The sequence below is a fragment of the Pseudarthrobacter sp. MDT3-1 genome, from assembly GCF_054510755.1.
This window is the reverse complement of record NZ_JBTNDX010000009.1, coordinates 56,088-82,096: the sequence shown is the minus strand read 5'-3', so window position 1 is coordinate 82,096 and position 26,009 is coordinate 56,088. Positions and strand designations below refer to the sequence as shown.

The following is a 26,009-nucleotide window of genomic DNA, read 5'->3' as shown; positions in this document are numbered from 1 at the left end:
GCTTGGCATCGGCCATTCGCGGTTTGGTCCAGTACTCGAGGATCTCCCCGTGGGTCTGGTCCGATTCGCTGTGGCTGACGGATCTGCTCCCGGATTCCGCGACAGGTGAGGATTTCCTAAGCTCGTGCGGCACGGACATAGGTCTCCTGGATGGCCGCGCCCCAGTACGGGCCGTACATCACGGGTTTCTGGCTATAGCCGTAACTGTTGACGGAGTTCTGGAAGCCGTCGGGGCCGCTGCCGATGAACCACGGGCCACCGGAAGAGCCACCGTTCATGTCGCATGGGATGCCCTGGGTATTGAACTGCGGGTTGTTGGTGTCTTTGGTGGCCGTGCCAGTGCAGCTCCAGAGCCGTTCGCCGCTGAAGGGCTTGGCGGCAGGGTAGCCGTAGGAGGTGTACTGAAGGCCGCGGTCTTCATTGAATGCCACGCCGGAGCCCCCGACGACGTCGGTCAGGAACGCGCGGCCAAGCTGATTCATGACCGCAAAGCCGGTGTCGTAGCTGATGTCCCCGGAGCCCTCCCACTGGGCCGTGGTGTAAAGCGCCTTGGCTGTCCAGGTACCGTAAGGCCTGGCGCCATTCTCGTAGGCCGGTACAAAGACGAAGTTAGTGGCATGCGAGTTGGGGCCATCACTGACGCAGTGCCCGGCGGTGGCCACGGTGCTCTTGTTCGTCGCCGCAACGGCGTTTCCGGAACAGACGTAGTTCGCGCCGCCAAGGGTGAAGAACACCTTGCCGATGTGGGCTACCGGGTTCGCAGGCTGAGCGAGTGAGGGCTTTCCCGTGGTGCCCGCCACCTTGGTTTTGGGTCCCTTCAGCACACTGGCCGCACTGGATGATTTACCGCGTTCCAGCGCCTTGCCGGCCAGGACATCACCGGGAATCGCGGCGCGCATGCGGTCTGACGTCCAGTAGTCCGCCGCCCCAGTGCTGTCTACGATTGCGCTGGCCACCGAAGGAGCTGCTTTATCGCTCGACGACGAGGCAGCATGGGCACTTCCGGCGCCAACCAGCGCCAGGACGGCAGCCGCCGAAAGGCTCAGGAGGGTGGCAGCCAAGGACCTGGTACGCGTCATTATCGTCCTGTCTAAACGTGTGAAGGCGTGCCCGGGAGAGCCAGCCGCGTGACCCATGTAACCTATCGAGACATGACAAATTTGTAAATAGTAGTGACGCCAAAAGTATGGTCCGCAAACGTGTCCTGGATTCGCTGGAACTAGTGTGCCGCTCTGGTCAAAACCGTTGCCGAAGGGTATTTTTCTCCTATACAGTGGCACGTCCGATCTGGGCTCCGGACTCTATGCGAATTGGGGCCCCATCGTGATTGCTTTCTGGAAGTCCGCCAAGAAGTCGGCCGTACATGGCCGGCATTTTGCAGCCGAAGGGAGCGCCCAGGGCGCTTCGCCGGAAATTGAGGCCTACGCCGCAGCCGTGCAATTGCGCGACGTCGACCCTATCCATTCGTTTACGGCGACGGAGGAGCTGCGCCGTCAGGACACCAAATACGTGCAGCTCTGGCCCAGTGATATTCCCCACAAGCGGCGCTGACCGGATCCTTACCTGCGCCGGTGGCTCCCGGAGGTAAAGCGCTACGGCGGCTGGCCGCCCCGGGTGCGCACCGCCGTCGGGCGTTATTGCATGCCCCAATCCGCTGTAATGCGGGACCGTCCGGCCGCCCCGGTACGGTTCAAAGCCGTGTCCTCAGGTAAGTTAGGGGGTGGTGAAATAGAACAAAATTTCCAAAAAATCAGCCGACCTCCAGGGAGACGCCCGCGCATGTCCAAGATTATCTATACCCACACCGACGAAGCGCCGATGCTGGCTACGTATTCGTTCTTGCCGATCATCGAAGCATTTGCTTCGACCGCAGGTGTGGAGGTGGAGACCCGTGACATTTCGCTCGCAGGCCGCATCATCTCCGTGTTCGGTGACTACCTCACCCCGGAACAGCAGATCGGCGACGCCCTTGCTGAACTGGGTGAGCTGGCAAAGACGCCGGAAGCCAACATCATCAAACTGCCCAACATCAGCGCTTCCATCCCGCAGCTGAAGGCCGCCGTCGCCGAGCTTCAGGGCCAGGGCTACAACCTGCCGGATTACCCGGACAACCCCTCCTCGGACGAGGAAACGGCCGTCCGCTCCCGCTACGACAAGATCAAGGGCTCCGCTGTGAACCCGGTCCTGCGCGAGGGAAACTCGGACCGCCGTGCACCGCTGTCCGTCAAGAACTACGCCCGCCAGAACCCGCACTCCATGGGTGCCTGGTCCGCGGATTCGAAGACCAACGTTGCATACATGACGGCTGACGACTTCCGCGCGAACGAGAAGTCCGTGGTCATCGAGTCCGACGGCACCATCGCCATCCAGCTAGTCCGCGAAGACGGCTCGGTCAAGGTCCTGAAGAAGGCCTTCCCCGTGCTGGCCGGCGAAGTCATCGACGGCACTGTTATGCGCGCCGCAGCACTGGACGAGTTCCTGGCAGCCCAGGTAGTCCGCGCCAAGGAAGAGGGCGTCCTGTTCTCAGCGCACCTGAAGGCCACCATGATGAAGGTCTCGGACCCCATCATCTTCGGCCACGTGGTGAAGGCCTACTTCTCCGAACTGTTCGAGACCTACGGCAAGCAGCTCAAGGCCGCCGGCCTGAGCCCCAACAACGGCCTGGCCGCCATCCTGAGCGGCCTCGAGGAGCTGCCGGAGGACGTCCGTGAAGGCGTGAAGGCACTGATCCAGAAGGGCCTCGACGACGGCCCGGCACTGGCCATGGTGGACTCGGACAAGGGCATCACCAGCCTCAATGTGCCCTCCGACATCATCGTGGACGCATCCATGCCCGCCATGATCCGTTCCTCCGGCCACATGTGGGGCCCGGACGGCAAGGAAGCCGACACTCTGGCGGTCCTTCCGGACAGCTCCTACGCCGGCATCTACCAGGTTGTTTTGGACGACTGCCGCGCCCATGGCGCCTTCGACCCCACCACCATGGGCACAGTCCCGAACGTAGGCCTCATGGCCCAGGCCGCCGAGGAATACGGCAGCCACGACAAGACGTTCGAGATCCAGGAAGCCGGCACGGTACAGATCGTTGACGGTTCCGGCGCCGTGCTGATCGAACACGAAGTTGCTCCCGGTGACATCTGGCGCGCCTGCCAGGCCAAGGACGCCCCCATCCGCGACTGGGTCAAGCTCGCCGTCACCCGCGCCCGCGCTTCCAAGACGCCCGCCGTCTTCTGGCTGGACGAGACCCGCGCCCACGACCGCAACCTCATCGCCAAGGTGCGCGAGTACCTCAAGGACCACGACACCGAGGGCCTCCAGATCGAAATCATGTCCCCGGAGAAGGCAACGGCCTTCACCCTGGAACGCATCCGCAAGGGCGAGGACACCATCTCCGTCTCCGGCAACGTGCTCCGCGACTACCTCACGGACCTGTTCCCCATCCTGGAACTGGGCACCAGTGCCAAGATGCTTTCTGTGGTTCCGCTGATGAACGGCGGCGGACTCTTCGAGACCGGCGCCGGCGGATCTGCCCCCAAACACGTCCAGCAGCTGCTTAACGAAAACCACCTGCGCTGGGACAGCCTGGGCGAATTCCTCGCTCTGGCCGTCAGCTTCGAGCACCTGGCCACCACCACGAACAACGCCCGCGCGCAGGTCCTGGCAGACACCCTGGACAAGGCGACGGGAACTTTCCTGCTGGAAAACAAGTCCCCGAGCCGCCGCGCGGGCGAACTGGACAACCGTGGCAGCCACTACTTCCTCGCCCGCTACTGGGCTGAGGAACTGGCCAAGCAGACCGAGGATGCGGAGCTGGCGGCATCGTTCGCGGCTGTGGCCAAGGAGCTTTCCGCCAACGAGGACACTATCGTGGGCGAGCTGGCCGCGGTGCAGGGCTCAGCGGTGGACGTCGGCGGTTACTACCGTCCGGACGAGGCCAAGGCCTCGGCCGTGATGCGTCCGTCCGCCACGCTGAACAATGTCATTGCGACGCTGAACTAAGCGGAAACGAACGTTAGGAGGCGGCGCCCCGGGAAACCGGGACGCCGCCTTTCTCGTATGGCCGACGGGAGCGGATGAAGCACGGGTGAGTTAATACACAACGGGCCGTCCGTCTGCCCGTCAGTCGTCGTCCTTGCCTTTGCCTCTATTTCCCTTGTCGTCTGTGGGCGCGGGAGCTACCGGCGCGGTGGCTGCTTTTTGGGCCGCATCGGCGTCCGCCTGCCTTTGCGCTGCGGCCGCGTCCTCCGCAGCCTTCGCTGCTGCGGCGTCGGCTACGGCCTTGGCCGCCGTCAGGTCTGCCCGGACGGCAGTGGCGGCCGTCGTGATGCTGCGCCGGCGTTCCTCGGAAACCTGCCCGGTCCGCGCAGCGGACGCGAGGTCGGCCTCGAGGCTATCCAAAGCTGCCAATCCGCCAGCGGGGTCATTATTCGCTGAGGCCTGGGTGACGCCGAGGACTCGTTCCTGGAGTTGGCGGGCGGCATCACGTTGAAGGCTGGCCTCAGCCGGACCGCACGCTGCCAGTGAACCGGCGAGCAGAAATGCTGCTGCAGCTGTCAGGCATTTGGCAGTGGCCGAACGCCCGCGGTGCTTCGGTGCAGGGCTCATGGTTCCACGCTCTCCTGAAGTTCCTTGAGGTGGTCGCCCAAGGTGCCGGTGACGGCGGGGTAAGGAACGACGTCGGGCGTTGGCTGAGGTGCCAGGCCCAAGGTCAGCGCCGCCGCGGCTGCTCCAGCGGCGAGCATGCCCAGTGCGGTGACCGTCCAGAACCGCCTTCCGGCGTGGCGGAGACGAGACAAGTCCGGGACCCAGCCCCGCGCGTCAGGACCGCGGGTGATGTCCAACTGGCCCTTGCTGGACCGGACTACAGGCAGATCTGATTCCGCGGTGATGGCGATGGACGGCGGCCTGAACGGCATGGCCGGGAGTACACGGGTTGTCTCCGCCGCGAGCTCGCCCGGTGCGGACACGGGTGACACCAGGGCCTGACGCAGAGCGGATTCAACATCGGACGCCACGGGACGTTCCAGCGGTTCGATGGCAGTCATTGAACGGATCAGATCAGCCCACTCCGCCGGAAGGTCAGCGGGGATCTCGGGTGCCCGGTGCAACCTGGCCACTGCGGATTCCACGGCGCTGCCCGGGAACTCAACGGTTTGCTTGACGCATTCCAGCAGTACCAGACCCAGCGAGTAGATATCCGTGGCGGGCGACAGGGGAGAACCCATGGCCTGCTCCGGACTGAGATATGCGGCCGTCCCCACCATGGTTCCCGTGGCGGTCAGCCGGGCTGAATCCGCCATCCTGGCGATGCCAAAATCCGTGAGTTTTGGTCGTAAAGGTTCGCCCGGACGGATCTTCACGAGCAAGATGTTCCCGGGCTTGATGTCGCGGTGGATGATGCCCAGGCTGTGCACGTAGGCCAGCGCGTCAGCTACGCCTGCCCCGATGACTGCAAGCTCGTCCAAGGGAACTGCACTGTGCCTGATCCGGCTGCGGAGGTCCTGGCCCTCCACGAGCTCCATGGTCAGGAACGGCCGAGGTTCGTCCAGGACACGGGTATCGATGCCTGCATCGAACAGCGTGACCAGGCTGGGATGGTTGAGCGTTGCCAGCAGTTGGATTTCGGCTTCCTGGCGCCTGAGCTCATTGGCATCCGGTGCCTGTGGGGCGAAGAGCTTCAGAGCGACATCCCTGCCGAGGTTTTCGTCCCGGGCGCGGTAGACGGATGACATGCCGCCGCGGCCGATTACGTCCGCCAGCCGATAGCGTTCGCCGAGCACTTCATTCTTAATGGAGCTAGGCGAATCCGCCACCATGACCAGTTCCTCCCGGTGCGCTGCGGCACTATTCCTGCTCAATAATACCGGCTGGCAGGGCATCCCTTAAGCCGTCTGCCGGCACGCCGGCGGCCCGGCTAAGAAGTGATTGGGACTTTCTCAGCCGGACCTCCGGTCACAAGGACAAGTGCTGGTAGTTGAGCTCTCTGGTTGCCACCTCCTATCCGAACAGTTGGCTAGGCCCCGAACGGCGGAGCCGGTGCGTTGACGGTCTTAGCCGTCGCAGTCCGCTGAGTGCGGAGGCCGCTAGGCCTTCCGACGCCGCTTGAGCATCAGCAGTCCGGCAAGCAGCAGGATGACGACTAGAGGGATCAGTGAAGCATCCATGCCCGTCTTGGCTAGGGCGGCCGTGCCGCCTTGGCCTGAGGTGTTGCCCATGGTGTTTGCTGCGGAAGATACCGAACCGGTGGTGGTGCCGGCGGGAACAACAGTGATACCGGTCGTGCCACCTCCCGTGGTGCCGGTCGTTCCGGTTCCCGGATCGGTGGTGCCGGTGGTTCCGGTTCCTGGGTCCGTTGTGTCCGTGTCACCCGTCGTGCCGGTTCCTGGGTCCGTTGTGTCCGTACCGGGCATTTCCGTACCGGGGGTTTCAGTACCTGGGGTTCCACAGCCATCGCCGCCGCCGAAGATGACGCATGCATCAATAACAACATTCGAGCCGTCAAGAACGCCGGACGTGCCCAGGCCGAGGTTTATGTCGGCTGCTGCGGCAACGTCGGCGGTGGTTCCGCTCCCGTCGGTGCCGCCGAGACCGAGGTTGACGTCGACCACAGCGGCGACGTCAGCAGTGTCCGACTGCGTTGAGCCACCCAGCAGGCCCAACGACGTCGAATCTGCGGACGTCGCCGCTGAGACCAGTGCGGAGGCCGTGAGGTCCGGTCCGCTGGTTGTGTCCGCGGCGCTGGCCGCGGTGGCGCCGAAGGCTAGTAGCCCGCCGGGCAAAGAGGGTGCTAAGCAGCCCCCTACGAAGGTTGCAATTCATGGTGATGTCTCCTGAAGAGTTGATTTGGGGCGCTGTTCAGCGCCTTGAGGCCGTGTTCTGCCCATGAAGGGCAGGGGGCTCAACTAGTCAGGAGAGGAACCGGGGTCGAATGACACCGGCGAAGGGACATGCTGAGGTGATCCGCTGACCGGGAAGGATCCCGGGAGCGGCAGGTAAAAACCGAACTCATTCAGCCAGGCAGCAGAGCCTGAGGGGCCGGATGGCGAGGCGCCACCCCCTGCCCCCGATGCAGGTCCTGCCGGGGCTGGAGCCGGAGGCATGGACGGGTCGACTGTCCACGTAATTCCGGGCGCAGCCGGGAGCGTTCGTGCGCTGGTCTTAGCCAGCGCGGACGACGTGCCAGTGGCGGCCCGAAAGTGGTCTGCAGTGTTGGTGGAGCGGCCCGGCGCATCATCGGCGCTGTGCTCAGCACCTGCAGTTGGTCCCGCGGCGGCATCCGTGCTGGTGGAGGCCTCACCGGCGACGGCAATCCCGTCAACGATCAGGTCGGGCAGCGTGACCGGCACGGCCGCCACGGTTGCATCCACCAGATCGACCAGGGGCTGCAGCGCGGGTTCAAGAACGGGGACCGCTTCGGCGAGTGGCGGAGCGACGGTCTCGATCAGGTCATCGGCAGCCGTATCGACCACTCCGGCAACCGGGACGGCCACGGAAGTGACGGTGCCAGCCGGAACCACGCTGTTCACTACGGGTAATGGGGCTATCAGGTGGTCCGCTGTGCCCGCCACGCTTCCCACAACGGGCTGCAGGAGTCCGTTGGGAGAAGGAGCCGGGGACGCGGCCGATGAAGAGAGGCCGCCCAGAAGGGATCCTGAATCTCTCGAGGAGTCAGCTGTTGCGGCTGAAGCGGAAAGTGTCAGCCAAGTGGCAGTCACTGCACCTGCGAGGAGAAGCGGCCGGAGCGCACGCCATGGCGAACGGAATTTAGCCATGCGTACCACCCCCAGCATCGTTGAGACCTACGATTTCATCAGCGTAAGACTCTCGCGTGCAGGAAGTCTAGGGAAACTGAAAATAAATCCAGCAAGCTTACTAATTTGTCACTCAGTCATCGATAACCGAAAGATGATTGTCAAGCCTGTTACAAAAAAATCATAGGCCATAACGATCAGTGGGCATCGTTCGGGTAGCTGACGCCCAGCTGCCCGCGCACTCCGTCAAAGAGCCGCATGGTTTTGATGGAATCCTCCAGCGGCATGACCGGGCTCTCGGTCAGGCCCTGTTGGATGCAGCGGGTCACCTCGCGCAGTTCGTAGGTATAGCCGATGCCGACGACGTCGAACGCCTCCGTGCGCAGGCCCTCCCGTCCGACGCCGATCACCAACTCCCGCGGATTGTTGATGGAACCGACACTCTGGAGGTAGCCCAGGCTGCCGGCCACGGTGGCAGTCCGCGGACCGTACGCCAGGAGCGAGGACGTCAGCTGGGCCTGGGCACCATGGTTGTAGCCGAGCGTCAGCGCATTCTGGGCGTCCACGCCGTCGTCATTAATGAAGCCGGTGGCACTGACGGTCTGCGGGAACCCCAGCGTTCCCACTGCCCACAGCAGGGGGTAGACCGAGATGTCCAGGAGGGCACCGCCACCGTCCTGCCTGGCCCACAGCCTGGACGTAGGGGAATACGGTGCGGGAAAACCCAGGTCAGCGGTCACCCAGTGCACGTCCCCGAGCTCCCCGGACGCGGCAATCTCGAACGCCCGCTGCATGCCCGGGAGGAAGCGGGACCACACTGCCTCCATGAGGAAGAGCTTCCGTTCCCGGGCAAGCGCGACGAGTTCGCTCGCTTCCCTGCCGTTGATGGTGAACGCCTTTTCGCACAGGACGTGCTTGCCCGCATTAAGCGCAGCGAGCACAATCTGGTGGTGCTGGGCGTGCGGTGTTGCGACGTAGACAACGTCCACCGAGTCATCGGCGAGCAGCCGCTGGTAGCCGGGCACGCCGTCGTCGTCCCCGTAGGCCTTGGCGAAACCGTAGTCCGCCGCGAAACTCTCCGCAGTGCCCGGTGAGCGGGAACTGACGGCATAGAGCTCGGCGTCTGGGAGCAGTGCCAGGTCCTGCGACACTGACCGCGCGATCCCGCCGGTGGCTATGACGCCCCACCGCAGGCGTCTTCCGGTGGCAGACCGGGGATCCGGGTCGGACTGGGTGGACAGCCACGGTGTGGCAATGGGCGCGCTCATGGTGCCCATCCTCTCATTCAGACCAGTGCGGGCGTCAGACCAAGGCGCGCGCCGGTTCTTCCGTCAGTCTGCCCTGCTGGAGCCTGAAGCGGCGGTCCGTCTTGTTGGCCAACGCCTTGTCGTGGGTGACCACAAGGATGGTGGTGTTGTGGTCACGCCTGAGCGAGCTGAGCAGTTCGATGATGTGGTCACCGGTCTGCTCGTCCAGGTTGCCGGTGGGCTCGTCAGCGAGGATCAGCTTGGGTTCGTTGGCCAGCGCCCGGGCAATCGCCACGCGCTGCTGCTCGCCGCCGGACAGCCGGTTGATGCGGCGCACCTGCTTCTCCGGGTCCAGCTGCACCTGCTCCAGAAGGTCCGTTGCCCGCTGCCGACGCTCGGTCCTGCGCACGCCCGCGAACTCCATGGGCAGCATGACGTTGTCCATCGCCGAAAGATTCGGGATCAGGTTGAACTGCTGGAAAACGAACCCGATATCCCGGCGCCGGTACTCGGTCAGCTTGCCGTCCGGCATCCCGGCCAGGCTCACGCCGTTGACGACGACGTCTCCGCTGGTCGGTTTGTCCAACGCACCCAGGAGGGACAACAGTGTGCTCTTGCCGCTGCCGCTCTTGCCGACAATGGACGCCAGCGTGCCCTGCTCCAGAACAAAACTGACGTCGTTGACCGGCTTGATGGTGTGGTCACCGGAGTTGAAAGTGCGGACCAGGTTCTTGACTTCAATCATGGCTATTCTCCTCGCAGGACTTCGATGGGACGGATGCGTGCCGTGAGCAGTGCAGGGACCAGCGCGCCGATGATGGCCACGCCGAACACCGCTGCGATGCCGGCGGCGATGACGCCGGGGGAGGCGCTGGCGGTGACCGATGTCAGCAGCTGGGAAGCGCCACCAAGGGGGTTCCCGGAGGGAAGGCCAGCGCCGCCGGGGAAGCCAGCACCGCCGCCCGGCATTCCGGCGCCGCCTGCAGCGCCGGCCATGGCGGCCCCGCGACCGGTGGTGGTGGCCGCCGTCGTGGTGGTGTTGGTGCTGATCAGCGCGGAAGCGATGCCGCCGCTGGCAAAGGAGGCGACGGCGGCGCCCACCGCGCTGCCCATGGCCACGAGGACCAGTGCCTCCAGCACGAACTGCAGGCCGATGGTGCGGTTGGGTGCTCCGATCGCCTTCAGAACACCGATTTCCCGGCGGCGTTCGCGGACCAGCATGACCATGATCAGCAGGATGATCAGTCCGGCGGTGCCCAGGGCAGCTACGAAGGCGATGAAGGAGATGTTCTTGACGCTGCCGAGCGAGCTGACCGCCGACTCCAGGTTCTGGCCCTGCGTGACGTCGGCTTTGTCGGTGCCGAGGGCGGACTCAAGCGCGGCCTTGGCGGCCTCGAGGTTTTCCATGCCGTCCACCGTGACAATCATCGAGGACAGCTCGCCCGGCAGTTCCGCGACGGTCTGGGCCGTGGGGAGGGTCAGGTAAAGGGCGTTGTTGCCGAACGTAGTGCCGGAGTCGAAGAGGCCGGCCACAGTGAACGTCTGCCCGTTGATGGTGAACGTGGAGCCGATGGTCAGGTTGTTCTTCTCGGCCAGAGTGGTTCCCAGGAGGGCGTTGGCGGATTCAGCCGTGTAGTCGCCGAGCCCGGTGCCTTCGGTGATGGTCAGGCTCTTGCCGATGGTGTCCACTTCGCCGCCGATTCCGGTTGCAGTGATCGGGAGGGAGCGTACCGGCTGCGCGGTGGTGGTTCCGGTGGTGCCGTTTGCGGGCTGGTTCCGTCCACCGAGGGTGCCAGCGTCGATGGCTGCGGTAAGGCTGGTGGTCAACGTGGTGGCGTTCTGTCCGGCGGGACCGCACTGGCCGCCGGCCGGGTTGACGGTCAGGACGGTCCCGACGGACGCGTTCAGCTCCTGGACTTTGGCTCCGACGGCCTGGTTGGCCACCAGCATGGCCAGTGCAAGTCCGATCGCGACGGCCAGGAGTGCCACCACCGCGGCTGTTCGGACCTTGTTTCTGAAGGCATTGCCAACACTCCGGGCAAGGACGCTCACTATACTCCTAGGATCTGGGGCCGGCGGAAGGCCGGCATCTGCTCCTACCCTCGCTTCGGGGCCTGTGCAGGAAGGCGGCCGAAGCTGTGTTTGGGCTGTGAAAGGCGGCGGGCAGTGAGAGAGCGCTAGTGAAAAGCGTGCATTAAGTGAGAGAGCGTTGGAATGCGGAATGCCCCGGCTCCCTGTGGGGGAGCCGGGGCATTCTATGTAAACCGGTGGTGACCGGCGGACCGCGTTACTTAGACCGCGTTACTTGGTCAGCGGGCCCAGTACCGGATCGTCCACGTAGGCCGTCTTCACGTTGGCGGCGGTCACGATGACCGGCGGCAGCAGGAAAGCGGGTACGGTCTTCACCGTGTTGTTGTAGGACTTGTCGTCGTTGATCTCAGGCGTCTTGCCTGCCTGGAGATCCTTGACCATCACGATTGCGTGCTCAACGAGCTTGCGGGTGTCCTTGTTGATGGTGGAGTACTGCTCGCCGGCAAGGATGGACTTGACGGATTCAACTTCCGAGTCCTGGCCGGTGATGATGGGCAGCGGCTTACCGGCGGCCTTGACAGAAGTCAGGACAGCGCGGGCCAAAGTGTCGTTCGGTGAGAGGACACCGTCCAGGGCAGCGGTCCCGTAGGAGCCGGTCAGCAGGGTGTCGGCGCGGCGCTGGGCGTTCTCTGCCTTCCAGCCCTGGGTGACTGCCTGTTCGAAGGTGGTCTGGCCGGAGACAACTTTGAGCGTTCCGTCGTCGATCTTGGGCTTCAGGATGCTCATGGCCCCGTCGAAGAAGACCTTCGCGTTGGCATCATCCGGCGACCCGGCGAAGAGCTCGACGTTGTAGGGGCCGGTCGGCTTCTTGGCCTTCATGCCGTCCAGCAGCGCCTGGCCCTGCAGCACGCCCACCTTGAAGTTGTCGTAGGCCACGTAGTAGTCCACGTTCTCCGTGTTGAGCAGGAGCCGGTCATAAGCAATGATCGTCGCGCCGGAGTCCTTCGCCTGCTTCAGCTGTGTACCCAGCTGGGCACCGTCGATGGCACCGACAATGATGACCTTGGCGCCCTTGGTGATCATGGCGCTGATCTGGTTCTGCTGCTCGGAGACGCCGCCGTTGGCGAACTGCACGTCCGGCTTGAAGCCGGCGCCGGAGAGCCCATCGTTGAACAGCTTCTCCGCCAGCACCCAGTTTTCGCTGGTCTTCTGGGGAAGCGCGACGCCGATGGAGGAGTTCTGCTCGAAGCCGCCGGCTCCGGTGGTGCTGGTGGTGCCGGGTTCGGCCCGTCCGCAGGCCGTCATCGCCAGTGCTGCGATTGCAGCTATCGCTGCTGCCTTTCCTGCTTTACCAATCATTCGCATTTCTTGGTCCACTTTCTCTTTGAGGGTATTGGTTCCGGAACCTGCATCGCTCAGGCTTCCCTGGCGATCGTTTCCTTGGTGGAGGTGGTTTCGTCGGGCTGCAGGGGTGTGCCGGGCCCGCCGGTTGGGCGGTTGAAGTTGTTCATCATCAGTCCGATGATGGACCGCTTGCCCTGAGACTTGTTGTAGACGTCGAACGCCACTGCGATCAGCAGGACCAGGCCCTTAATGATTTGGGTGAGGTCGGCGCCGACGCCGAGGAGCTGCAAGCCGTTGTTCAGGACTGCCATGACCAGGCCACCGATGATGGAACCGATCACGGTGCCCACGCCGCCCGTCACGGCCGCGCCGCCGATGAAGACTGCGGCGATGGCATCCAGTTCCCAGCCGACGCCGTCGAACGGGCCCGAAGCGGTGGAGCGCCCCACGAAGATCATGCCCGCGAGGCCAGCCAGGATGGACATGTTCATCATGACCAGGAAGTTGACCTTCTTGGACTGGACGCCGGAGAGTTCGGCTGCATGCCGGTTGCCGCCCACGGCGTAAATGTGGCGACCCACCACGGTCTTGGAAGAGACGAAGCCGTAAATCAGGACCAGGACGGCGAGGATCAGGCCGGGGATGGGGAAGGACGTGCCCGGACGGCCGGTGGCGAAGAGGTACGTGGCGTACAGGATGGCCGCGCAGACCAGGACAAGCTTCAGGACGACCACCCAGGTCTCTGCCACTTCGGCGCCCAGCACCTTCGCGGTCCGGCGGCGGCGGATTTCGCTGAAGATCACAAAGGCGACTGCAGCGAGGCCGATCAGCAGGGTGAGGTTGTTGTAGCCGGTGCTGGGCCCAACCTCAGGAAGGTAGCCGGAACCCAGGTACTGGAAGTCATTGGGTACCGGGATGGTGTTGGACTTGCCCACGAACTGGTTGAAGCCACGGAACAGGAGCATGCCGGCCAAGGTGACGATGAAGGCGGGGATCCCTACGTACGCCGTCCAAAGTCCTTGCCACGCACCGATCAGGGCACCCAGGAGCAGGCCCAGCAGCACGCCGGCGTACCAGGGGATACCCCAGTCGCGGATGGCCAGGGCCACTGTCACGCCCACAAACGCGGCCACGGATCCTACGGAGAGGTCGATGTGACCGGCGATGATGACCAGCACCATGCCGATGGCGAGGATGAGGATGTACGAGTTGCCATTGAAGAGGTTGATGACATTGCCCGGAGTGAGAGTGCGGCCCTCTGTGGTGATCTGGAAAAAGACGATCAGTGCGACCAGGGCGAAGATCATCCCGAATTGGCGGGTATTGCCGCCAAACAGCTTCTTGAGCGCGTTCATTGTTTCAGTCCTTGTATCTGGAAGGATCTGGAGGATTCCAGAGGGTCAGGCGGCCTTACGGGCGGAGGTCATGAGTTTCATCAGGCTTTCCTGGCTCGCTTCCTCCTTATTCAGGACCCCGGTGATGGCGCCCTCGAAGATGGTGTAGATGCGGTCGGAAAGACCCAGCAGCTCGGGCAGCTCGGATGAGATGACCACCACGCCTTTGCCCTGGTTGGCCAGTTGCTGGATGATGCCGTAGATCTCGTACTTGGCGCCCACATCGATGCCACGCGTCGGTTCATCCAGAATGAGGAGGTCCGGGTCCGTGAACATCCACTTCGCCAGAACCACCTTCTGCTGGTTGCCGCCCGACAGCTTGGCGACGCCTTCCTCCACAGAGGGCGTCTTGGTACGCAGCGCCTTGCGGTACTGCTCGGCAACTTCGAATTCCTTGGCAGTGTCCACCACGCTGTTTCGGCTGATCTTCTTGAGGTTCGCTGAAACGGTGGTGGCCTTGATGTCATCGAGCAGGTTCAGGCCCAGGGACTTTCGGTCCTCGGTCACATAACCCAGTCCGGCGTCAATCGCCTGCCGGACGTTTTTGAGGACAACTTCCTTGCCGTCCTTATATACATGGCCGTTGATGAACCGGCCATAGGAGCGGCCGAAGACGGAGCGGGCCAGTTCGGTACGGCCGGCACCCATCAGCCCGGCGAATCCCACAATCTCGCCGCGCCGCACAAAGAAGTTTGAGCTCTTGCAGACCAGCCTGTCCTGGATGGCGGGGTGGCCAACGGACCAGTCCTTCACTTCGAAGAACACTTCGCCGATCTTGGGGGTGTGGTCGGGGAAGCGGGACTCCAGGGCCCGGCCCACCATGCCCTTGATGATGCGGTCCTCGTCGACGCCGTCGGCCTTGACGTCGAGCGTTTCGATCGACTTGCCGTCCCGGATGATGGTGATGGAATCGGCGATCTGCTCGATCTCGTTGAGCTTGTGGGAAATGATGATCGAGGTGATGCCTTTGGCCTTGAGGCCCAGCATCAGGTCCAGGAGGTGCTGGGAATCGGATTCGTTCAGCGCCGCGGTCGGCTCGTCCAGAATGAGGATCTTGACTGACTTGTTCAGGGCCTTGGCGATCTCCACGAGCTGCTGCTTGCCGACGCCGATCTCCTTGATGGGGGTGTCCGGGTCTTCCCTGAGTCCCACCCGGGCCAGCAGCTCCGTGGACCGCTGCCGGGCCTCCGCCCAGTTGATGACGCCGCGTTTGGTCGGTTCGTTGCCCAGGAAGATGTTCTCCATGATGGACAGTTCCGGGATCAGGGCCAGCTCCTGGTGGATGATCACAATGCCGGCGTGCTCGCTGGCGCGGATGTCCTTGAACTGCTGGACCTCGGTCTGGTATACGATGTCGCCGTCGTAGCTGCCGTACGGGTAGACGCCCGAAAGCACCTTCATCAGCGTGGATTTGCCGGCGCCGTTTTCGCCGCAGATAGCGTGAATCTCGCCGGCTTTGACCCGGAGGCTCACTTCCGACAATGCCTTGACGCCGGGAAATTCCTTGGTGATGGAACGCATCTCCAGGATGACCGGGTCAGTGTGCGTGGTCTGGGACGTCATTTGCCCTTACGCCTCCAATGCATGACTTCTTTGTCCGCCCCGCAAAGCGCAGGGGCGTCTGATGAAAAAGTAAACTGGATCACACCCGTTGTCGTCAAGTCTTTAACGCAATTGCCGGATAACAAAACGGCTACGTTCGCCGGATCCCGGCATGCTGGAACACCAACGCGGCAGCCCCCAGGGCCTCCGCGCGGTCCCCAAGTGAGGACATCGTCAGCTTGGTGGTCTCGCCGATCACCGGCACTGCATGCCGGATAAGCCCCCTCCGAATGGGGTCGAGCAGCAGGTCGCCCAGCCCCGCGAGGGGACCGCCCACCACGATCACTTCAGGGTTGATCAGATTGGCCACATTGCCCAGGGCGCGTCCCACTGCCAGGCCTGCATCATCCACCACCCTGAGCGTGGCGGAGTCGCGCGCCAGGGCTTTGCGCACGATGTCCGCCGGCGTCAGGGGCGGGTCTTCGCCGCGGCCCAGCAGCTCCATCATGGTGGTAGTGGAGGCGATGGTCTCCAGACAGCCACGGTTACCGCAGCGGCACACCAGCCCGTGCTCGTGGATCGTTGCATGGCCGATTTCGCCCGTAATGCCGACGTTGCCGTAGTACGGCGCGCCGTTGAGGATCAGGCCCGCGCCGATGCCCGATCCGATCTTGAGGAACATCAGGTTGCTCACGCCCGAATGCGGCCCCCAAGTGACCTCGGACCAAGCGCCAAGATTGGCGTCGTTGTCAACGAATACGGGGATATTGAGCTTTTCCTCCAGATGCTGGAGGATGTTGATGCCCACCCATTCGGGGAGGATAGCGCCCTGCGCCACGGTGCCGGTCCGGCGGTCGATGGGGCCGGGAATTCCGACGCCGGCGCCCACCACCAGGGTCCGGTCCACGCCGCTTTGCTGCAGCAGTTTGTCCAGTAGTCCGACGGCTGCCCGGATGCCTTCCTCGGCCTGGTGGCCGAGCGACAGCAGGACGGATTCCTCGGCGATCACGTGGTAGCTCAGGGATGCCAGGACCACTCGGAGATGCCGCCGGCCGAAATCGATTCCCACTGCCACCGCGCCGTTGCTGTTTAGTCTTACGTTGAGTGCCCTGCGGCCGGAACTGGTGATCGGCTCGGTTGACGCCAGGCCCGCGTCCTGCATGATTTTGACGATGTTGGACACCGTGGCGGTGGAGAGGCCGGTCTGGCGCGCAAGCTCGGCCTGGGTGGACGGGCCGCTCATGAGGGTCTCGATGATCCGTTGCTGGTTCAGTTGCCGGAGGGCTGACTGGGATCCCGGATTTTTTGGCTTGCTCCTCGTCGAGCGCGGTGTGGCGGACATGAAAAGAAGACTGCCCTACATTGACGGTTGCAGTCAAGAAGTTAACGCAAGGAGTCTGCCGGATGAGAAAAAAAGATAGGACGATCCGTCCCTCCTGTGGCTTCGGCCGGTGCAATTGGCCCCGGATGCCGTTCAGGCCCGGTGGCTAGGCTGGAAAAAGCGGACGCATACTTCCTGTGGCCGTCCCGATCATGTGAGGTGGAAACGGTGCTGCTGGCCCTGATGCAGGCAAACGCCCGCGTACTCGATGTGGATGCAAACTGTGCCGCCCTGGATGCGGCTGCCCGGGCGGCCGCCGGGGAGGGCGCAGCAGTCCTGGTCACCCCGGAGCTGTTTCCCGTGGGCTACGCGCCGCTGCGGCTCCGCGCGGAGCTGGACCCTGCCGGGCTTCCCGCCATCCGGGAGGCGCTGGAAGGGATCGCGCGGCGCCACGGGATCGGACTGGTCTACAGCCTGCCGTCAGTCACAGACGGGGGCAGCTGGCACATCACCTCCACGCTCGTGGACGCCACGGGGGGTGAGCTTCTCACCTACGCAAAAGTGCACCTCTTTGGCGATGACGAACGCGCGGCGTTCAGCCCCGCGGAGGCGGGTCCCGCCGTCGTCGATTTCAACGGATTCCGGACCTCAATGGTGATCTGCTACGACGTGGAATTTCCGGAATCGGTCAGGGCCGCCGCGCTGGGCGGGGCAGAGCTGCTCCTGGTGCCGACCGCTCTGGCGCACGGCTTCGAGGCGGTTCCCCAAGTGCTGCTCCGGGCCCGCGCGCTGGAAAGCCAGCTGACCATCGCCTATGCCAACCACTCAGGAACCGAGGACGGCTGCGAATTCCTCGGCGGCAGTGTCATTGCCGGACCGGATGGTTCGCTGCTGGCCACGGCGGGACCGGGGGCCGAACTCCTGTTCGCCGAGGTGGATCCGGACGCCGCCCGGATTACCCGTGACGTGATGCCCTATCTCCGGGAACGCCGCCCGGAGCTCTACCGGTCCTGGGGCATCTGAACCATCCGGTCCTCCAGGCCGTCCACATACTGCAGGGCAATCCACAGCTCCGCCCGCACGTGGGCGGAACCAAGGTCCATGGCCAGCAGCTCGGCCAGTGCATTGATCTGGCGCCGCACGCTGTTCCGGTGCATCCCCAGGACTTTGGCAGTGGCATCCCAGTTGCCGTTTTCGCCCAGCCACGACTTCAGGACACTGAGTTGGGAGCTGATTCGGTCAGGCTCCTGCGCCAGGATCGGTTCCAGCAACCGGGCGGCAAGCATGGTGCCGGCGCTGCGGCCCAAGAGCCCCGTGACCGACCACGTGACGTCATCCACGCGCACACTTTGTCCGCTGGCCTGGACGCGGGGCCGCAGCGACGCCGCACGCTGGTACGCGGCAGGAAGTCCGGCCATTTCCGTCGGATCGCCCACCACCAGGCGCCAGCCCAGCTCCTCCACCTCATGCAGCAGCGTGTCGTCCACCTTGAGCCGGGTGACGGCGGCAAACCCGTAGTCCGTCAGTTCCACCATCTTCGTGTCGAACAGCCTGCGCCACTGCAGCAGTTCCCTGACAGGGCCATCGGCCGGCGCGGGCGCCGACGCGTCCGCCCGCACGCCCTGAACCACCCGGAGGGCACCGGACCGGGTTCCGGAAACGCTTTGCGCCAGGAGGTCCCTGAGGACGTTCAGCTGCCGGGTTGAGCCGGCGGCCAGGCTCTCCGGATGCAGCAGCAGCGCCGTTGCCAGCTGGCTGGGGGCGAGCGAGCCGCTGGTGCGTTGTCGCACCAGCAGTTCCAGCAGCCCCACTACCGAGGACACCACACTGTTCTGCGCCGGGGTCAGCGCCCTGTCCGTCCCGAGGATCAAAGCGCCGAGGGTGGCGTCCCGCGTGCTGCGCAGCGGATGCCCGAACACCAGGGCAGAGCCGGGAATGTCGAAGGATTCCATTTCCACCCGGGGGCCGCTGCCGCTGAGCAGCCGGTCGAGGATCTGCTGCAGGGCGGGAAGTTCGACGCCGGTGCCCGCCCGGGCGCGGACCCTTCCGTCCGCGCCGACCAGCACCGCCCACACGGGAACCCGCTGGGCCAGTGCGGCCAGGAGTTCATGCTCGGGGCGGGCGGAGAGGACTGCGCGCATCAGCTGCCGGTTGATGTCCGCCAGCTGCCTGAAGGCTTTGGCGTTATCCGATTCGAGCAGCTGCGAAAATTCCAGCCCGATGGCAGCGAACGGCACAGTGCTTGGTACCTGAACCAGAGTCAGGTTATGCCGGACGCAGGCCTTCACCAGTGCCTCCGGCGCTGCGTCGAAGTAGGGTTCCAGCCCGAAGCCCAGGGCCCCCACCCCGGCTCCCACCAGACGCCGCACGTACGCGTCGACCCGGACCTGGTTGCCTGCCTCGCCCACAAACGGCAGACCCGCCGTGAGGAGGAACTCACCGTCGAGCAGGTACGGCGTGGGGTCCTCCAGCTCGCTGGGCTCTACCCAGCGCAGCAGGCCGGAACCGTTGCCGCCGTCGTGCAGGATCGTTAACTCCGGCGGCAACTTTTCCAGGAACTGCTCCAACGTGACAGCGCTGATCGGCTCGGCGCCGGTCCCTCTTCCCGTTACGGCTCTGGTGCCCGCTCCCGCGGCAGCTTCAGGCGACATGCGGCACGCTGACTTCAGGATCCTGGTAGTCGGGGCACTCGTAGGCCCTGGGCAGCCGCGGCGCTATCCGGTTGATGATTTCGTCGCCGTGGCTGCCGATGGCCGAGCCCCATTCGTCCGCGCTCGCCGCACCGGTGTCCGGATCGCCGAACAGCACGGCCGTGTCGCCGACGGAAACTCCGCAGGCTTCCAGGCCGAGGTCCACCATGAACTGGTCCATGCACACCTTGCCGATCACGGGCACCCGCCTGCCGCCCAGTTGGACAATGCTGCGCCCTGAGATGCCTTTCGGGATGCCGTCCGCATAGCCGAGGGGGATCAGCCCCAGATACCTTGCCTCGTGGGTGATGGCCTGGTGTTCGTAGCTCACGCCGGTGCCGGCCGGAACCTTCTTCACGAGCACAACGGGAGCCGTGACAGTCAGGGCCGGGCGCAGCCCGAAATCCGCGGGGTCAAGATGGTCGGCGGGCGCCAGGCCATAAATGGCCAGCCCGGCCCGCACCATGTCGAAGGCAAACTCAGGGCGGTCCAGGATGTTGGCAGAGCTGGACACATGCCTCAGCTCCGGTTCCAGGCCGCCTTCCCTGGCCTGCCGTACGGCTTCCCCGAAGGCGTCCACCGCTGCGGCGTTCCCGGGGTGGGCCGGTACGTCGGCCCAGGCCAGGTGGGTCCAGATGCCCCGGACAGTGAGGGTCCCCTCGAGCTCGGCGTTGCGTGCAGCGGCCACAAGGTTAACCCAGTCTTCCGCGCGGGCGCCGCCGCGACTCAACCCGCTGTCCAGCTCAAGGTGGACCGCGGCCGGCCTTCCGAGCGTGCGGGCGATGCCGGCCACAACGTCGAGTTGGGCGGGGCTGCCCAAGGACATGTCGACGTCGTTTTCCACAGCTTCGCGAATGATCTCGCTGGACGCTGTGGCGAGGTACAGCCAGGACAGCACCGGCGCCGTGATGCCTGCGCGGCGTAGCGCAAGAGCCTCCGTGAGCTGTGCCGTTCCGAGCCAGTCAGCGCCGGCAGACAGGGCAGCCTGCGCCACCTCGACAAGCCCGTGGCCATAGGCGTTGCCTTTCACCACCGCCATGAAGTGCGGTGCGGGAGTGAGTTTCCGGAGGGCGCGGACATTATCGGAAATCGCGGCCAGATCAACGCTGACCCGGCCGGAAAGCACTGCCGAAGGCGTGCTGGTCTGTTGTGCATTACGTCTCATGCCAGAACACTATAGGTCATTTTGCACACTCATGAGAGGTGGCTCACATGCCTAAGCTGGGCGAGGGGAAACGACAACTACTCACGAACGGACGTCAACGATGACTGTGCCCACCTACACAGAACGCCGGCCGGCACCGCCTGCCGGCAGGCCCGGCCTGGCCGCGCAGCTGCTGCGCCGCAAGCCGATCGGACAGATGGTCAATGAAGCCGAAACAGGCCATGGCGGCACCCGCCTGATCCGCAGCTTCGGCGTTTTCCAGTTGACCATGATCAGCGTCGGCGCGACCCTGGGAACCGGAATTCTGGTGATCCTGGGCGAATCGGTTCCGCTGGCCGGGCCGGCCATCTGGATCTCCTTTGCCATCGCTGGACTCGCCGCCCTGCTGTCCGCGGTGTCCTACGCCGAAATGGCCGGCCTGGTTCCGGTGGCAGGTTCCAGCTATTCCTACAGCTACGCCACTTTGGGCGAGGGCATGGCCTGGATCTGTGGCTGGTGCCTCGTGCTCGAATACGCAGTCTCGGTCGCGGCGGTGGCAGTTGGGGCCGGCCAGTACGTGAACGAGTCCCTGGCGGTCTTCGGCCAGTTCCTGCCCGACGCAATCTCCCAGCCACCCGGAGACGGCGGAGTGGTGAACGTCCCGGCGATGGTCATCGTTCTGCTCGCCATGATCCTGCTGGTTCGCGGCGCCAAGGAAAGCGCCTGGATTAACACCGCCATCGTGGTGGTCAAGGTGGGAATCCTGATCTTCTTCTGCGCCGTGGCTTTCACCGCCTTCAGCGCCGGCAACTTCGAGCCTCTCCTGCCCATGGGCGCTGCTGGTGTCTCAGCCGCCGCGTCCAGCGTCTTCTTCTCCTACATCGGCTTCGACGCGGCGTCCACGGCCGGTGAGGAAGCCCGCAATCCCAAGCGCGACTTGCCGCGGGCCATCATGCTCTCCATGCTGATCGTCACCACCATCTATGTCCTGGTTGCCGTCGCCGCCGTCGGCGCCCGTCCCTGGGGCTGGTTCGACGGTAATGAAGCAGCACTCGTGAAGATCCTTGAGGAAACCACCGGACAGCCGTGGATCGCCCTGGTCTTCGCCGTCGGCGCGGTCCTTGCCATCGCCAGCATCGTGCTGACTGTCCTTTACGGACAGACCCGCATTCTTCTCTCCATGGCCCGCGACGGACTCATTCCAAAAATCTTCGGCCGGGTCTCCGCGAGGACCGGCACACCGGTTGCCGGCACCCTGATCGTGGGCCTCCTCGTGGCAGTCACGGCCGGCCTGGTTCCACTCGGCGCCCTGGCTGACGCCACGAGCATAGGCACCCTCTTCGCCTTCGCGCTGGTGAACGTTGCCGTCATCTACCTGCGCCGTGTGCGGCCTGAACTCAAGCGGACCTTCCGGGTCCCGCTATTTCCGCTCACGCCCATCCTCGGAGCGCTCATGTGCGCCTACCTCATGGCCAACCTGGGCGCCGACACCTGGGTGACCTTCGGCATCTGGATGATGGTGGGTATCGCGGCGTACTTCGGCTATGGCCGGCGCAATTCAAGGGTGGCTTCCATGAGCCACGAGGAATACCGTGAGCTGAGCAGGCCGGAATCTTCAACGCTGTCCACCCCCGAACAAACAAAGGCAGAGCTTTCATGACCGTCGCCACCGAACTCCCGGCCTCTGACCCATCCAGCACCCAGGCTGGCCCCATCACCATGCTGAACCCCGATTTTCCGTTCAGCTACGACCACTACCTCGCCCATCCGGCAGGGCTCGGCGCGGTTCCGCCGGAGCTGTACGGCACCGAGGTGGCAGTTGTAGGGGCGGGCCTTTCGGGCCTCGTCACGGCCTACGAACTGATGAAGCTGGGCCTGCGCCCTGTCATCTATGAAGCGGACCAGATCGGCGGCCGCCTGCGGACGGCCGGTTTTCCGTCCGCTCCCGGCGTGGTGGCCGATCTGGGCGGCATGCGGTTCCCCGTGTCGGGCAGGGCTTTCTACCACTACGTGGACCTGCTAGGGCTGGACACCCAGGATTTCCCCAACCCGCTGGCACCCGTCACGTCCAGCACCGTGATCGAACTGGCCGGCCAGAAGTACTACGCCGAGACCGCCCAGGACCTGCCGCCGTTCTTCCGCGAGGTGGCCGATGCCTGGAAGGCCGCGGTGAACGACGGCGCGAGGTTCGTCGAAATGCAGGAGGCCATCCGGGCCCGGGACACGGGCCGGATCAAGGAGCTCTGGAATGAGCTGCTGCCGCTCATGGACGAGCAGACCTTCTATGGGTTCATCGCCGGGAGCGAGTCATTCAAGGAAGCCGGCTTTGCCCACCGGGAGGCCTTTGGCCAGGTGGGCTTCGGCACAGGCGGCTGGGACACCGACTTCCCCAACTCCATCCTGGAAATCCTCCGCGTGGTCTACACCGACGCCGATGACCAGCACCGGCTCATCAGCGGGGGAGCCCAACGGCTGCCCGAGGCACTGTGGCAGCACGCGCCGTCGGGCATGGCCCACTGGCCGGACGGAACATCCCTGGCGTCGCTCCACTCCGGCACGCCCCGCGGCGCCGTGGACAAGATCAGCCGCGATGCCGACGGCGACCTCCGGATCCGGGAGCGCTGGGGCCGCGAAGCCAGCTACCCCGCCGTGGTCACCACGTGCCAGTCCTGGCTGCTGTCCACGCGCATCCACACCGAGGAGGCACTGTTCCCGGCCGAACTGTGGACTGCGATCGAGCGTTCGCACTACATGCAGTCATCCAAGACGTTTGTGATGGTGGACCGGCCGTTCTGGAAGGACATCGATCGGGACACCGGCCGTGAGGTCCTGTCCATGACCCTCACGGACCGGTTGAACAGGGCCACCTACCTCCTGGATGACGGCCCGGACAAGCCCGCCGTGATCCTGCTGTCCTACACGTGGAACGATGACGCGCTCAAATGGCTGGCGCTGGACGCCGACGAACGCGTTGAGCTGATGCTGCACTCGCTCGAGCAGATTTACCCGGGCGTGGACATCGCCAGCCACATCGTGGGCCAGCCGATCACCGTTTCCTGGGAAGCGGACCCCAACTTCATGGGTGCCTTCAAAGCGAACCTGCCGGGGCACTACCGCTACCAGCAGCGCCTCTTCACGCACTTCAAGCAGGACAAGCTGCCCGAATCCCAGCGCGGGATCTTCCTTGCCGGTGATGATGTGTCCTTCACGGCGGGCTGGGCCGAAGGCGCCGTAACCACCGGCCTGAACGCGGTGTGGGGTGTGGTGAAACACCTGGGCGGGACGTCGGCGCCGGGCAACCCCGGTCCGGGCGAACTCCTGGACGCCATCGGGCCCATCAGCCTCGACTAGCCGTGCAGCTCCCGGTGCGCGCGCGCCAGCTCGACGTAGCGCACGGCGTTCTGCTTCACGCCGTCGAACTCCTCATCGGTGAGTTCCCGCCGTACCTTCGCCGGGACGCCGGCAACCAGCGAGCGGGGCGGCACAATAGTCCCTTCCAGGACAACGGCGCCGGCTGCCACGAGCGAGCCGGTGCCGATCACCGCGCCGTTAAGCACAGTGGCGCCCATGCCGATCAGGCAGTCGTCCTCTACAGTGCAGCCATGGACGACGGCGGCATGTCCCACACTGACCCCGGCCCCGACTGTGCAGGGGAAGCCCGGATCGGCGTGCAGCACCACGTTGTCCTGCAGGTTGCTGCCGGCGCCGACGCTGATGGCCGCTGTGTCGGCCCGGACCGACACACCATAGAAGGCGCTTGAATCCTCAGCGAGCGTGGCCTTGCCGATGATCGACGCCGTCGGGGCGATGAAGGCGGATTCGTGGACGGCCGGGGTGTTCCCGGCGAAAGTGTGAAGAGGAGCCATGGGCCAAGCCTAGGACATCCGCCCACCCCAACTGAGTAGCGCTATCTGTTGTTATGAGCCCTCATAACGACAGATAGCGCTACTCAGTTGGGAGAGGCGGGGGTGCGGAGGATCAGGAACTGGTAGTGCTGTGTCCAGTTCCCGGCGCCCGGGCCGGATTCCTCGCCGTTGCCTTCCGGCCAGGTGACAAAGTCCTCGATGGCACCGTGCCGGCCAAAGACCTGCCGCACCGTCGCGTCGCTGCGCCGGCTGAAGAACCGGGGTTCTACGTCGTCCTCGGGGTTCAGGACCTCTTCATCCTCACCGGACCAGAGGCCGACGGCGATGGGCGCGCCGCGTGCCGTGACGCGCACCAGTTCGCGCAGGACGCCGTCGATATCGGTGGCAGGGACGTGTAGCAGCGTGCTCATGGTCCAGAGGGCCGGGAAGGTCCCGTCCGGGAAGGGCAGCTGCCGGGCGCTGGCCACGGAGACGTCCAGGCCCTTCGTCCGGGACCTGCGGACGTGCTCCTCGGAGAGGTCAACGCCGGTGTAATGGATGCCGGCCCGGACGAACTCCAGGCCGTCGAGCCCCATGCCGGAGCCGATCTCCAGGACGTTGTGCCGGCCCTCGGCCTTGAGCAGCGAGATGAACCGCTCACGCTGTTCTACCCGCTGGGGCGCAAGCGGATGTTCCGTGCCGGACGCCGCGCGGCGGTTATAGAACTCGGCGAGGCGCTGTTCGCGGCCGGGTTCCTCCACTGCATTCTCAACTGCGTCCATGGACCACGACCTAGATAAGAGACTGCCTAGTTAAAGACCACTGTCCGGTTGCCGTCCAGCAGCACCCGGTGTTCTGCATGCCATTGGACGGCCTGCGTCAGGGTGCGGCCCTCCACGTCCCGGCCCATCTGCACGAACTGCTCCGGAGTGCGGGCGTGGTCCACGCGGATGACTTCCTGCTCGATGATGGGGCCCTCGTCCAGCGCGGCCGTGACGTAGTGGGCAGTGGCGCCGATCAGCTTCACGCCGCGGGCATGAGCCTGGTGGTAGGGCTTGGCGCCCTTGAAGGACGGCAGGAACGAGTGGTGGATATTGATGGCCTTGCCGGTGAGCTCCGCGCACAGGTCATCCGAAATGATCTGCATGTAGCGGGCCAGGACGGTCAGTTCGATATCGTGCTCGGCCATGAGGGCGCGCAGCTTGTCCTCGGACTGGGCCTTGGTGTCCGGGGTGACCGGGATGTGGTGGAACGGGATGCCGTAGAACTCGGCCAGCCCGGCGAGGTCACGGTGGTTGGAGACGATGGCCGGGATCTCGATGGGCAGGGTGCCGGAGCGCTGCTGGAACAGGATGTCGTTGAGGCAGTGCGCGGACGTGCTGGCCATCAGGAGCGTGCGCACCTTCTGGCCCACGGGGTTGAGGCTCCACTGCATGCCGAAGGAGTGGACCACCGGCTCAAGGGCGGCCTGGACCTCGGCCCGGGAGGCCGTCGTCGTCGCTTCCACCCGCATAAAGAAGTTGCCGGTTGCGGGGCTGCCATACTGCTGCGAGTCCAAAATATTACAGCCCGCCACCAGCAGCGCTCCGGCCACGGCGTGGACAATTCCGGGGCGGTCCGGGCAGGACAATGTCAATACGTAAGCTCGGTTCAGCTGCTCTTCAGTCACGACTACAAGCCTACCCGCGCGGCCCGCCCGC

22 protein-coding genes are annotated in these 26,009 nt (G+C 64.7%); 5 read left to right on the top strand and 17 right to left on the bottom strand.

The genetic code is table 11. From position 1 onward, the window contains the following. Positions 1 to 116: 116 nt before the first annotated feature. Complete coding sequence (locus ACX80X_RS09090; protein ID WP_252601178.1) at positions 117 to 1,079, bottom strand: trypsin-like serine peptidase; 963 nt, start codon at positions 1,077 to 1,079, stop codon at positions 117 to 119. Positions 1,080 to 1,224: 145 nt separating this feature from the next. Between ACX80X_RS09090 and ACX80X_RS09085 the strand changes: the two genes are divergently transcribed. Continuing rightward, on the top strand, positions 1,225 to 1,551 hold the full coding sequence (locus ACX80X_RS09085; RefSeq protein WP_252601175.1) for a hypothetical protein: 327 nt from the start codon (positions 1,225 to 1,227) through the stop codon (positions 1,549 to 1,551). Positions 1,552 to 1,779: 228 nt separating this feature from the next. Then, positions 1,780 to 3,999 carry an NADP-dependent isocitrate dehydrogenase gene (locus ACX80X_RS09080; RefSeq protein WP_252613087.1) on the top strand — a complete coding sequence of 740 codons (2,220 nt, stop codon included), beginning with the start codon at positions 1,780 to 1,782 and terminating at the stop codon, positions 3,997 to 3,999. 120 nt (positions 4,000 to 4,119) lie between these two features. Here the strand turns inward: ACX80X_RS09080 and ACX80X_RS09075 are convergent, their stop codons facing one another. The 11 genes from ACX80X_RS09075 to ACX80X_RS09025 all read right to left on the bottom strand — a co-directional run bounded on the left by ACX80X_RS09075 (position 4,120) and on the right by ACX80X_RS09025 (position 16,651). Beyond that, complete coding sequence (locus ACX80X_RS09075) at positions 4,120 to 4,605, bottom strand: hypothetical protein (RefSeq protein ID WP_252601170.1); 486 nt, start codon at positions 4,603 to 4,605, stop codon at positions 4,120 to 4,122. Next, on the bottom strand, positions 4,602 to 5,816 hold the full coding sequence (locus ACX80X_RS09070) for a serine/threonine-protein kinase (protein WP_252607896.1): 1,215 nt from the start codon (positions 5,814 to 5,816) through the stop codon (positions 4,602 to 4,604). Before ACX80X_RS09070 ends, ACX80X_RS09075 begins: the two co-directional genes overlap by 4 nt. Positions 5,817 to 6,083: 267 nt before the next feature. Continuing rightward, entirely contained in the window at positions 6,084 to 6,779 is a 696-nt protein-coding gene (locus tag ACX80X_RS09065) for an LPXTG cell wall anchor domain-containing protein (RefSeq protein ID WP_252607783.1), read from the bottom strand. Between the two features lie 123 nt (positions 6,780 to 6,902). Then, the gene (locus ACX80X_RS09060) at positions 6,903 to 7,568 is read right to left on the bottom strand and encodes a hypothetical protein (protein WP_459311792.1); all 666 of its coding nucleotides are present in this window, start codon (positions 7,566 to 7,568) and stop codon (positions 6,903 to 6,905) included. A gap of 380 nt (positions 7,569 to 7,948) precedes the next feature. Further along, a complete protein-coding gene (locus ACX80X_RS09055) occupies positions 7,949 to 9,019 on the bottom strand; it encodes a Gfo/Idh/MocA family protein (protein ID WP_252607785.1) in 1,071 nt (356 codons plus the stop codon). Between the two features lie 34 nt (positions 9,020 to 9,053). Continuing rightward, positions 9,054 to 9,743 (bottom strand): ABC transporter ATP-binding protein, encoded by a 690-nt coding sequence (locus tag ACX80X_RS09050; RefSeq protein WP_252613081.1) that lies wholly within the window; start codon positions 9,741 to 9,743, stop codon positions 9,054 to 9,056. A 2-nt stretch (positions 9,744 to 9,745) separates the two neighbouring features. Continuing rightward, positions 9,746 to 11,050 carry an ABC transporter permease gene (locus ACX80X_RS09045; protein ID WP_252613079.1) on the bottom strand — a complete coding sequence of 435 codons (1,305 nt, stop codon included), beginning with the start codon at positions 11,048 to 11,050 and terminating at the stop codon, positions 9,746 to 9,748. A 249-nt stretch (positions 11,051 to 11,299) separates the two neighbouring features. Beyond that, on the bottom strand, positions 11,300 to 12,394 hold the full coding sequence (locus tag ACX80X_RS09040; protein ID WP_252603689.1) for a substrate-binding domain-containing protein: 1,095 nt from the start codon (positions 12,392 to 12,394) through the stop codon (positions 11,300 to 11,302). A gap of 50 nt (positions 12,395 to 12,444) precedes the next feature. Then, positions 12,445 to 13,728 (bottom strand): multiple monosaccharide ABC transporter permease, encoded by a 1,284-nt coding sequence (gene mmsB, locus ACX80X_RS09035; RefSeq protein WP_252607787.1) that lies wholly within the window; start codon positions 13,726 to 13,728, stop codon positions 12,445 to 12,447. 45 nt (positions 13,729 to 13,773) lie between these two features. Further along, on the bottom strand, positions 13,774 to 15,330 hold the full coding sequence (mmsA, locus tag ACX80X_RS09030) for a multiple monosaccharide ABC transporter ATP-binding protein (RefSeq protein ID WP_252603695.1): 1,557 nt from the start codon (positions 15,328 to 15,330) through the stop codon (positions 13,774 to 13,776). 130 nt (positions 15,331 to 15,460) lie between these two features. Next, positions 15,461 to 16,651: an ROK family transcriptional regulator gene (locus ACX80X_RS09025; RefSeq protein ID WP_252607788.1), complete on the bottom strand. Its 1,191-nt coding sequence runs from the start codon at positions 16,649 to 16,651 to the stop codon at positions 15,461 to 15,463. Positions 16,652 to 16,858: 207 nt separating this feature from the next. Here ACX80X_RS09025 and ACX80X_RS09020 point away from each other — a divergent pair, with 207 nt between their 5' ends. Next, a complete protein-coding gene (locus ACX80X_RS09020) occupies positions 16,859 to 17,653 on the top strand; it encodes a carbon-nitrogen hydrolase family protein (protein WP_252603698.1) in 795 nt (264 codons plus the stop codon). Here the strand turns inward: ACX80X_RS09020 and ACX80X_RS09015 are convergent. Further along, positions 17,632 to 19,281 carry a PucR family transcriptional regulator gene (locus ACX80X_RS09015; protein WP_459311789.1) on the bottom strand — a complete coding sequence of 550 codons (1,650 nt, stop codon included), beginning with the start codon at positions 19,279 to 19,281 and terminating at the stop codon, positions 17,632 to 17,634. The two genes, ACX80X_RS09020 and ACX80X_RS09015, sit on opposite strands and share 22 nt — an antisense overlap. Beyond that, a complete protein-coding gene (alr, locus tag ACX80X_RS09010) occupies positions 19,271 to 20,485 on the bottom strand; it encodes an alanine racemase (protein WP_252613074.1) in 1,215 nt (404 codons plus the stop codon). The genes ACX80X_RS09015 and alr overlap by 11 nt, the downstream gene beginning before the upstream one ends. Positions 20,486 to 20,585: 100 nt before the next feature. On the opposite strand from alr, the gene ACX80X_RS09005 reads away from it, so the two are divergent. Continuing rightward, the gene (locus tag ACX80X_RS09005; protein ID WP_252603704.1) at positions 20,586 to 22,124 is read left to right on the top strand and encodes an amino acid permease; all 1,539 of its coding nucleotides are present in this window, start codon (positions 20,586 to 20,588) and stop codon (positions 22,122 to 22,124) included. Further along, complete coding sequence (locus tag ACX80X_RS09000) at positions 22,121 to 23,815, top strand: flavin monoamine oxidase family protein (protein WP_252603706.1); 1,695 nt, start codon at positions 22,121 to 22,123, stop codon at positions 23,813 to 23,815. The genes ACX80X_RS09005 and ACX80X_RS09000 overlap by 4 nt, the downstream gene beginning before the upstream one ends. On the opposite strand, the gene ACX80X_RS08995 is transcribed toward ACX80X_RS09000, so the two are convergent. From ACX80X_RS08995 to purU, 3 genes are all read right to left on the bottom strand, one after another. Next, positions 23,812 to 24,330, bottom strand: a complete 519-nt coding sequence (locus ACX80X_RS08995) for a gamma carbonic anhydrase family protein (protein ID WP_252603621.1) — start codon at positions 24,328 to 24,330, stop codon at positions 23,812 to 23,814. The two genes, ACX80X_RS09000 and ACX80X_RS08995, sit on opposite strands and share 4 nt — an antisense overlap. Before the next feature lie 83 nt (positions 24,331 to 24,413). Next, positions 24,414 to 25,091, bottom strand: a complete 678-nt coding sequence (locus tag ACX80X_RS08990) for a class I SAM-dependent methyltransferase (RefSeq protein ID WP_252603624.1) — start codon at positions 25,089 to 25,091, stop codon at positions 24,414 to 24,416. Positions 25,092 to 25,117: 26 nt separating this feature from the next. After that, a complete protein-coding gene (gene purU, locus ACX80X_RS08985) occupies positions 25,118 to 25,978 on the bottom strand; it encodes a formyltetrahydrofolate deformylase (RefSeq protein WP_252603627.1) in 861 nt (286 codons plus the stop codon). Between the last annotated feature and the right edge of the window lie 31 nt (positions 25,979 to 26,009).

Excerpts from the sequence above, each read along its gene's own strand:
- ACX80X_RS09090 (WP_252601178.1), bottom strand. The coding sequence starts at position 1,079 with ATGACGCGTACCAGGTCCTTGGCTGCCACCCTCCTGAGCCTTTCGGCG.
- ACX80X_RS09080 (WP_252613087.1), top strand. The coding sequence starts at position 1,780 with ATGTCCAAGATTATCTATACCCACACCGACGAAGCGCCGATGCTGGCT.
- ACX80X_RS09075 (WP_252601170.1), bottom strand. The coding sequence starts at position 4,605 with ATGAGCCCTGCACCGAAGCACCGCGGGCGTTCGGCCACTGCCAAATGC.
- ACX80X_RS09070 (WP_252607896.1), bottom strand. The coding sequence starts at position 5,816 with ATGGTGGCGGATTCGCCTAGCTCCATTAAGAATGAAGTGCTCGGCGAA.
- ACX80X_RS09055 (WP_252607785.1), bottom strand. The coding sequence starts at position 9,019 with ATGAGCGCGCCCATTGCCACACCGTGGCTGTCCACCCAGTCCGACCCG.
- ACX80X_RS09050 (WP_252613081.1), bottom strand. The coding sequence starts at position 9,743 with ATGATTGAAGTCAAGAACCTGGTCCGCACTTTCAACTCCGGTGACCAC.
- ACX80X_RS09040 (WP_252603689.1), bottom strand. The coding sequence starts at position 12,394 with ATGCGAATGATTGGTAAAGCAGGAAAGGCAGCAGCGATAGCTGCAATC.
- mmsB (WP_252607787.1), bottom strand. The coding sequence starts at position 13,728 with ATGAACGCGCTCAAGAAGCTGTTTGGCGGCAATACCCGCCAATTCGGG.
- mmsA (WP_252603695.1), bottom strand. The coding sequence starts at position 15,330 with ATGACGTCCCAGACCACGCACACTGACCCGGTCATCCTGGAGATGCGT.
- ACX80X_RS09025 (WP_252607788.1), bottom strand. The coding sequence starts at position 16,651 with ATGTCCGCCACACCGCGCTCGACGAGGAGCAAGCCAAAAAATCCGGGA.
- ACX80X_RS09015 (WP_459311789.1), bottom strand. The coding sequence starts at position 19,281 with ATGTCGCCTGAAGCTGCCGCGGGAGCGGGCACCAGAGCCGTAACGGGA.
- alr (WP_252613074.1), bottom strand. The coding sequence starts at position 20,485 with ATGAGACGTAATGCACAACAGACCAGCACGCCTTCGGCAGTGCTTTCC.
- ACX80X_RS09005 (WP_252603704.1), top strand. The coding sequence starts at position 20,586 with ATGACTGTGCCCACCTACACAGAACGCCGGCCGGCACCGCCTGCCGGC.
- ACX80X_RS09000 (WP_252603706.1), top strand. The coding sequence starts at position 22,121 with ATGACCGTCGCCACCGAACTCCCGGCCTCTGACCCATCCAGCACCCAG.
- ACX80X_RS08995 (WP_252603621.1), bottom strand. The coding sequence starts at position 24,330 with ATGGCTCCTCTTCACACTTTCGCCGGGAACACCCCGGCCGTCCACGAA.
- ACX80X_RS08990 (WP_252603624.1), bottom strand. The coding sequence starts at position 25,091 with ATGGACGCAGTTGAGAATGCAGTGGAGGAACCCGGCCGCGAACAGCGC.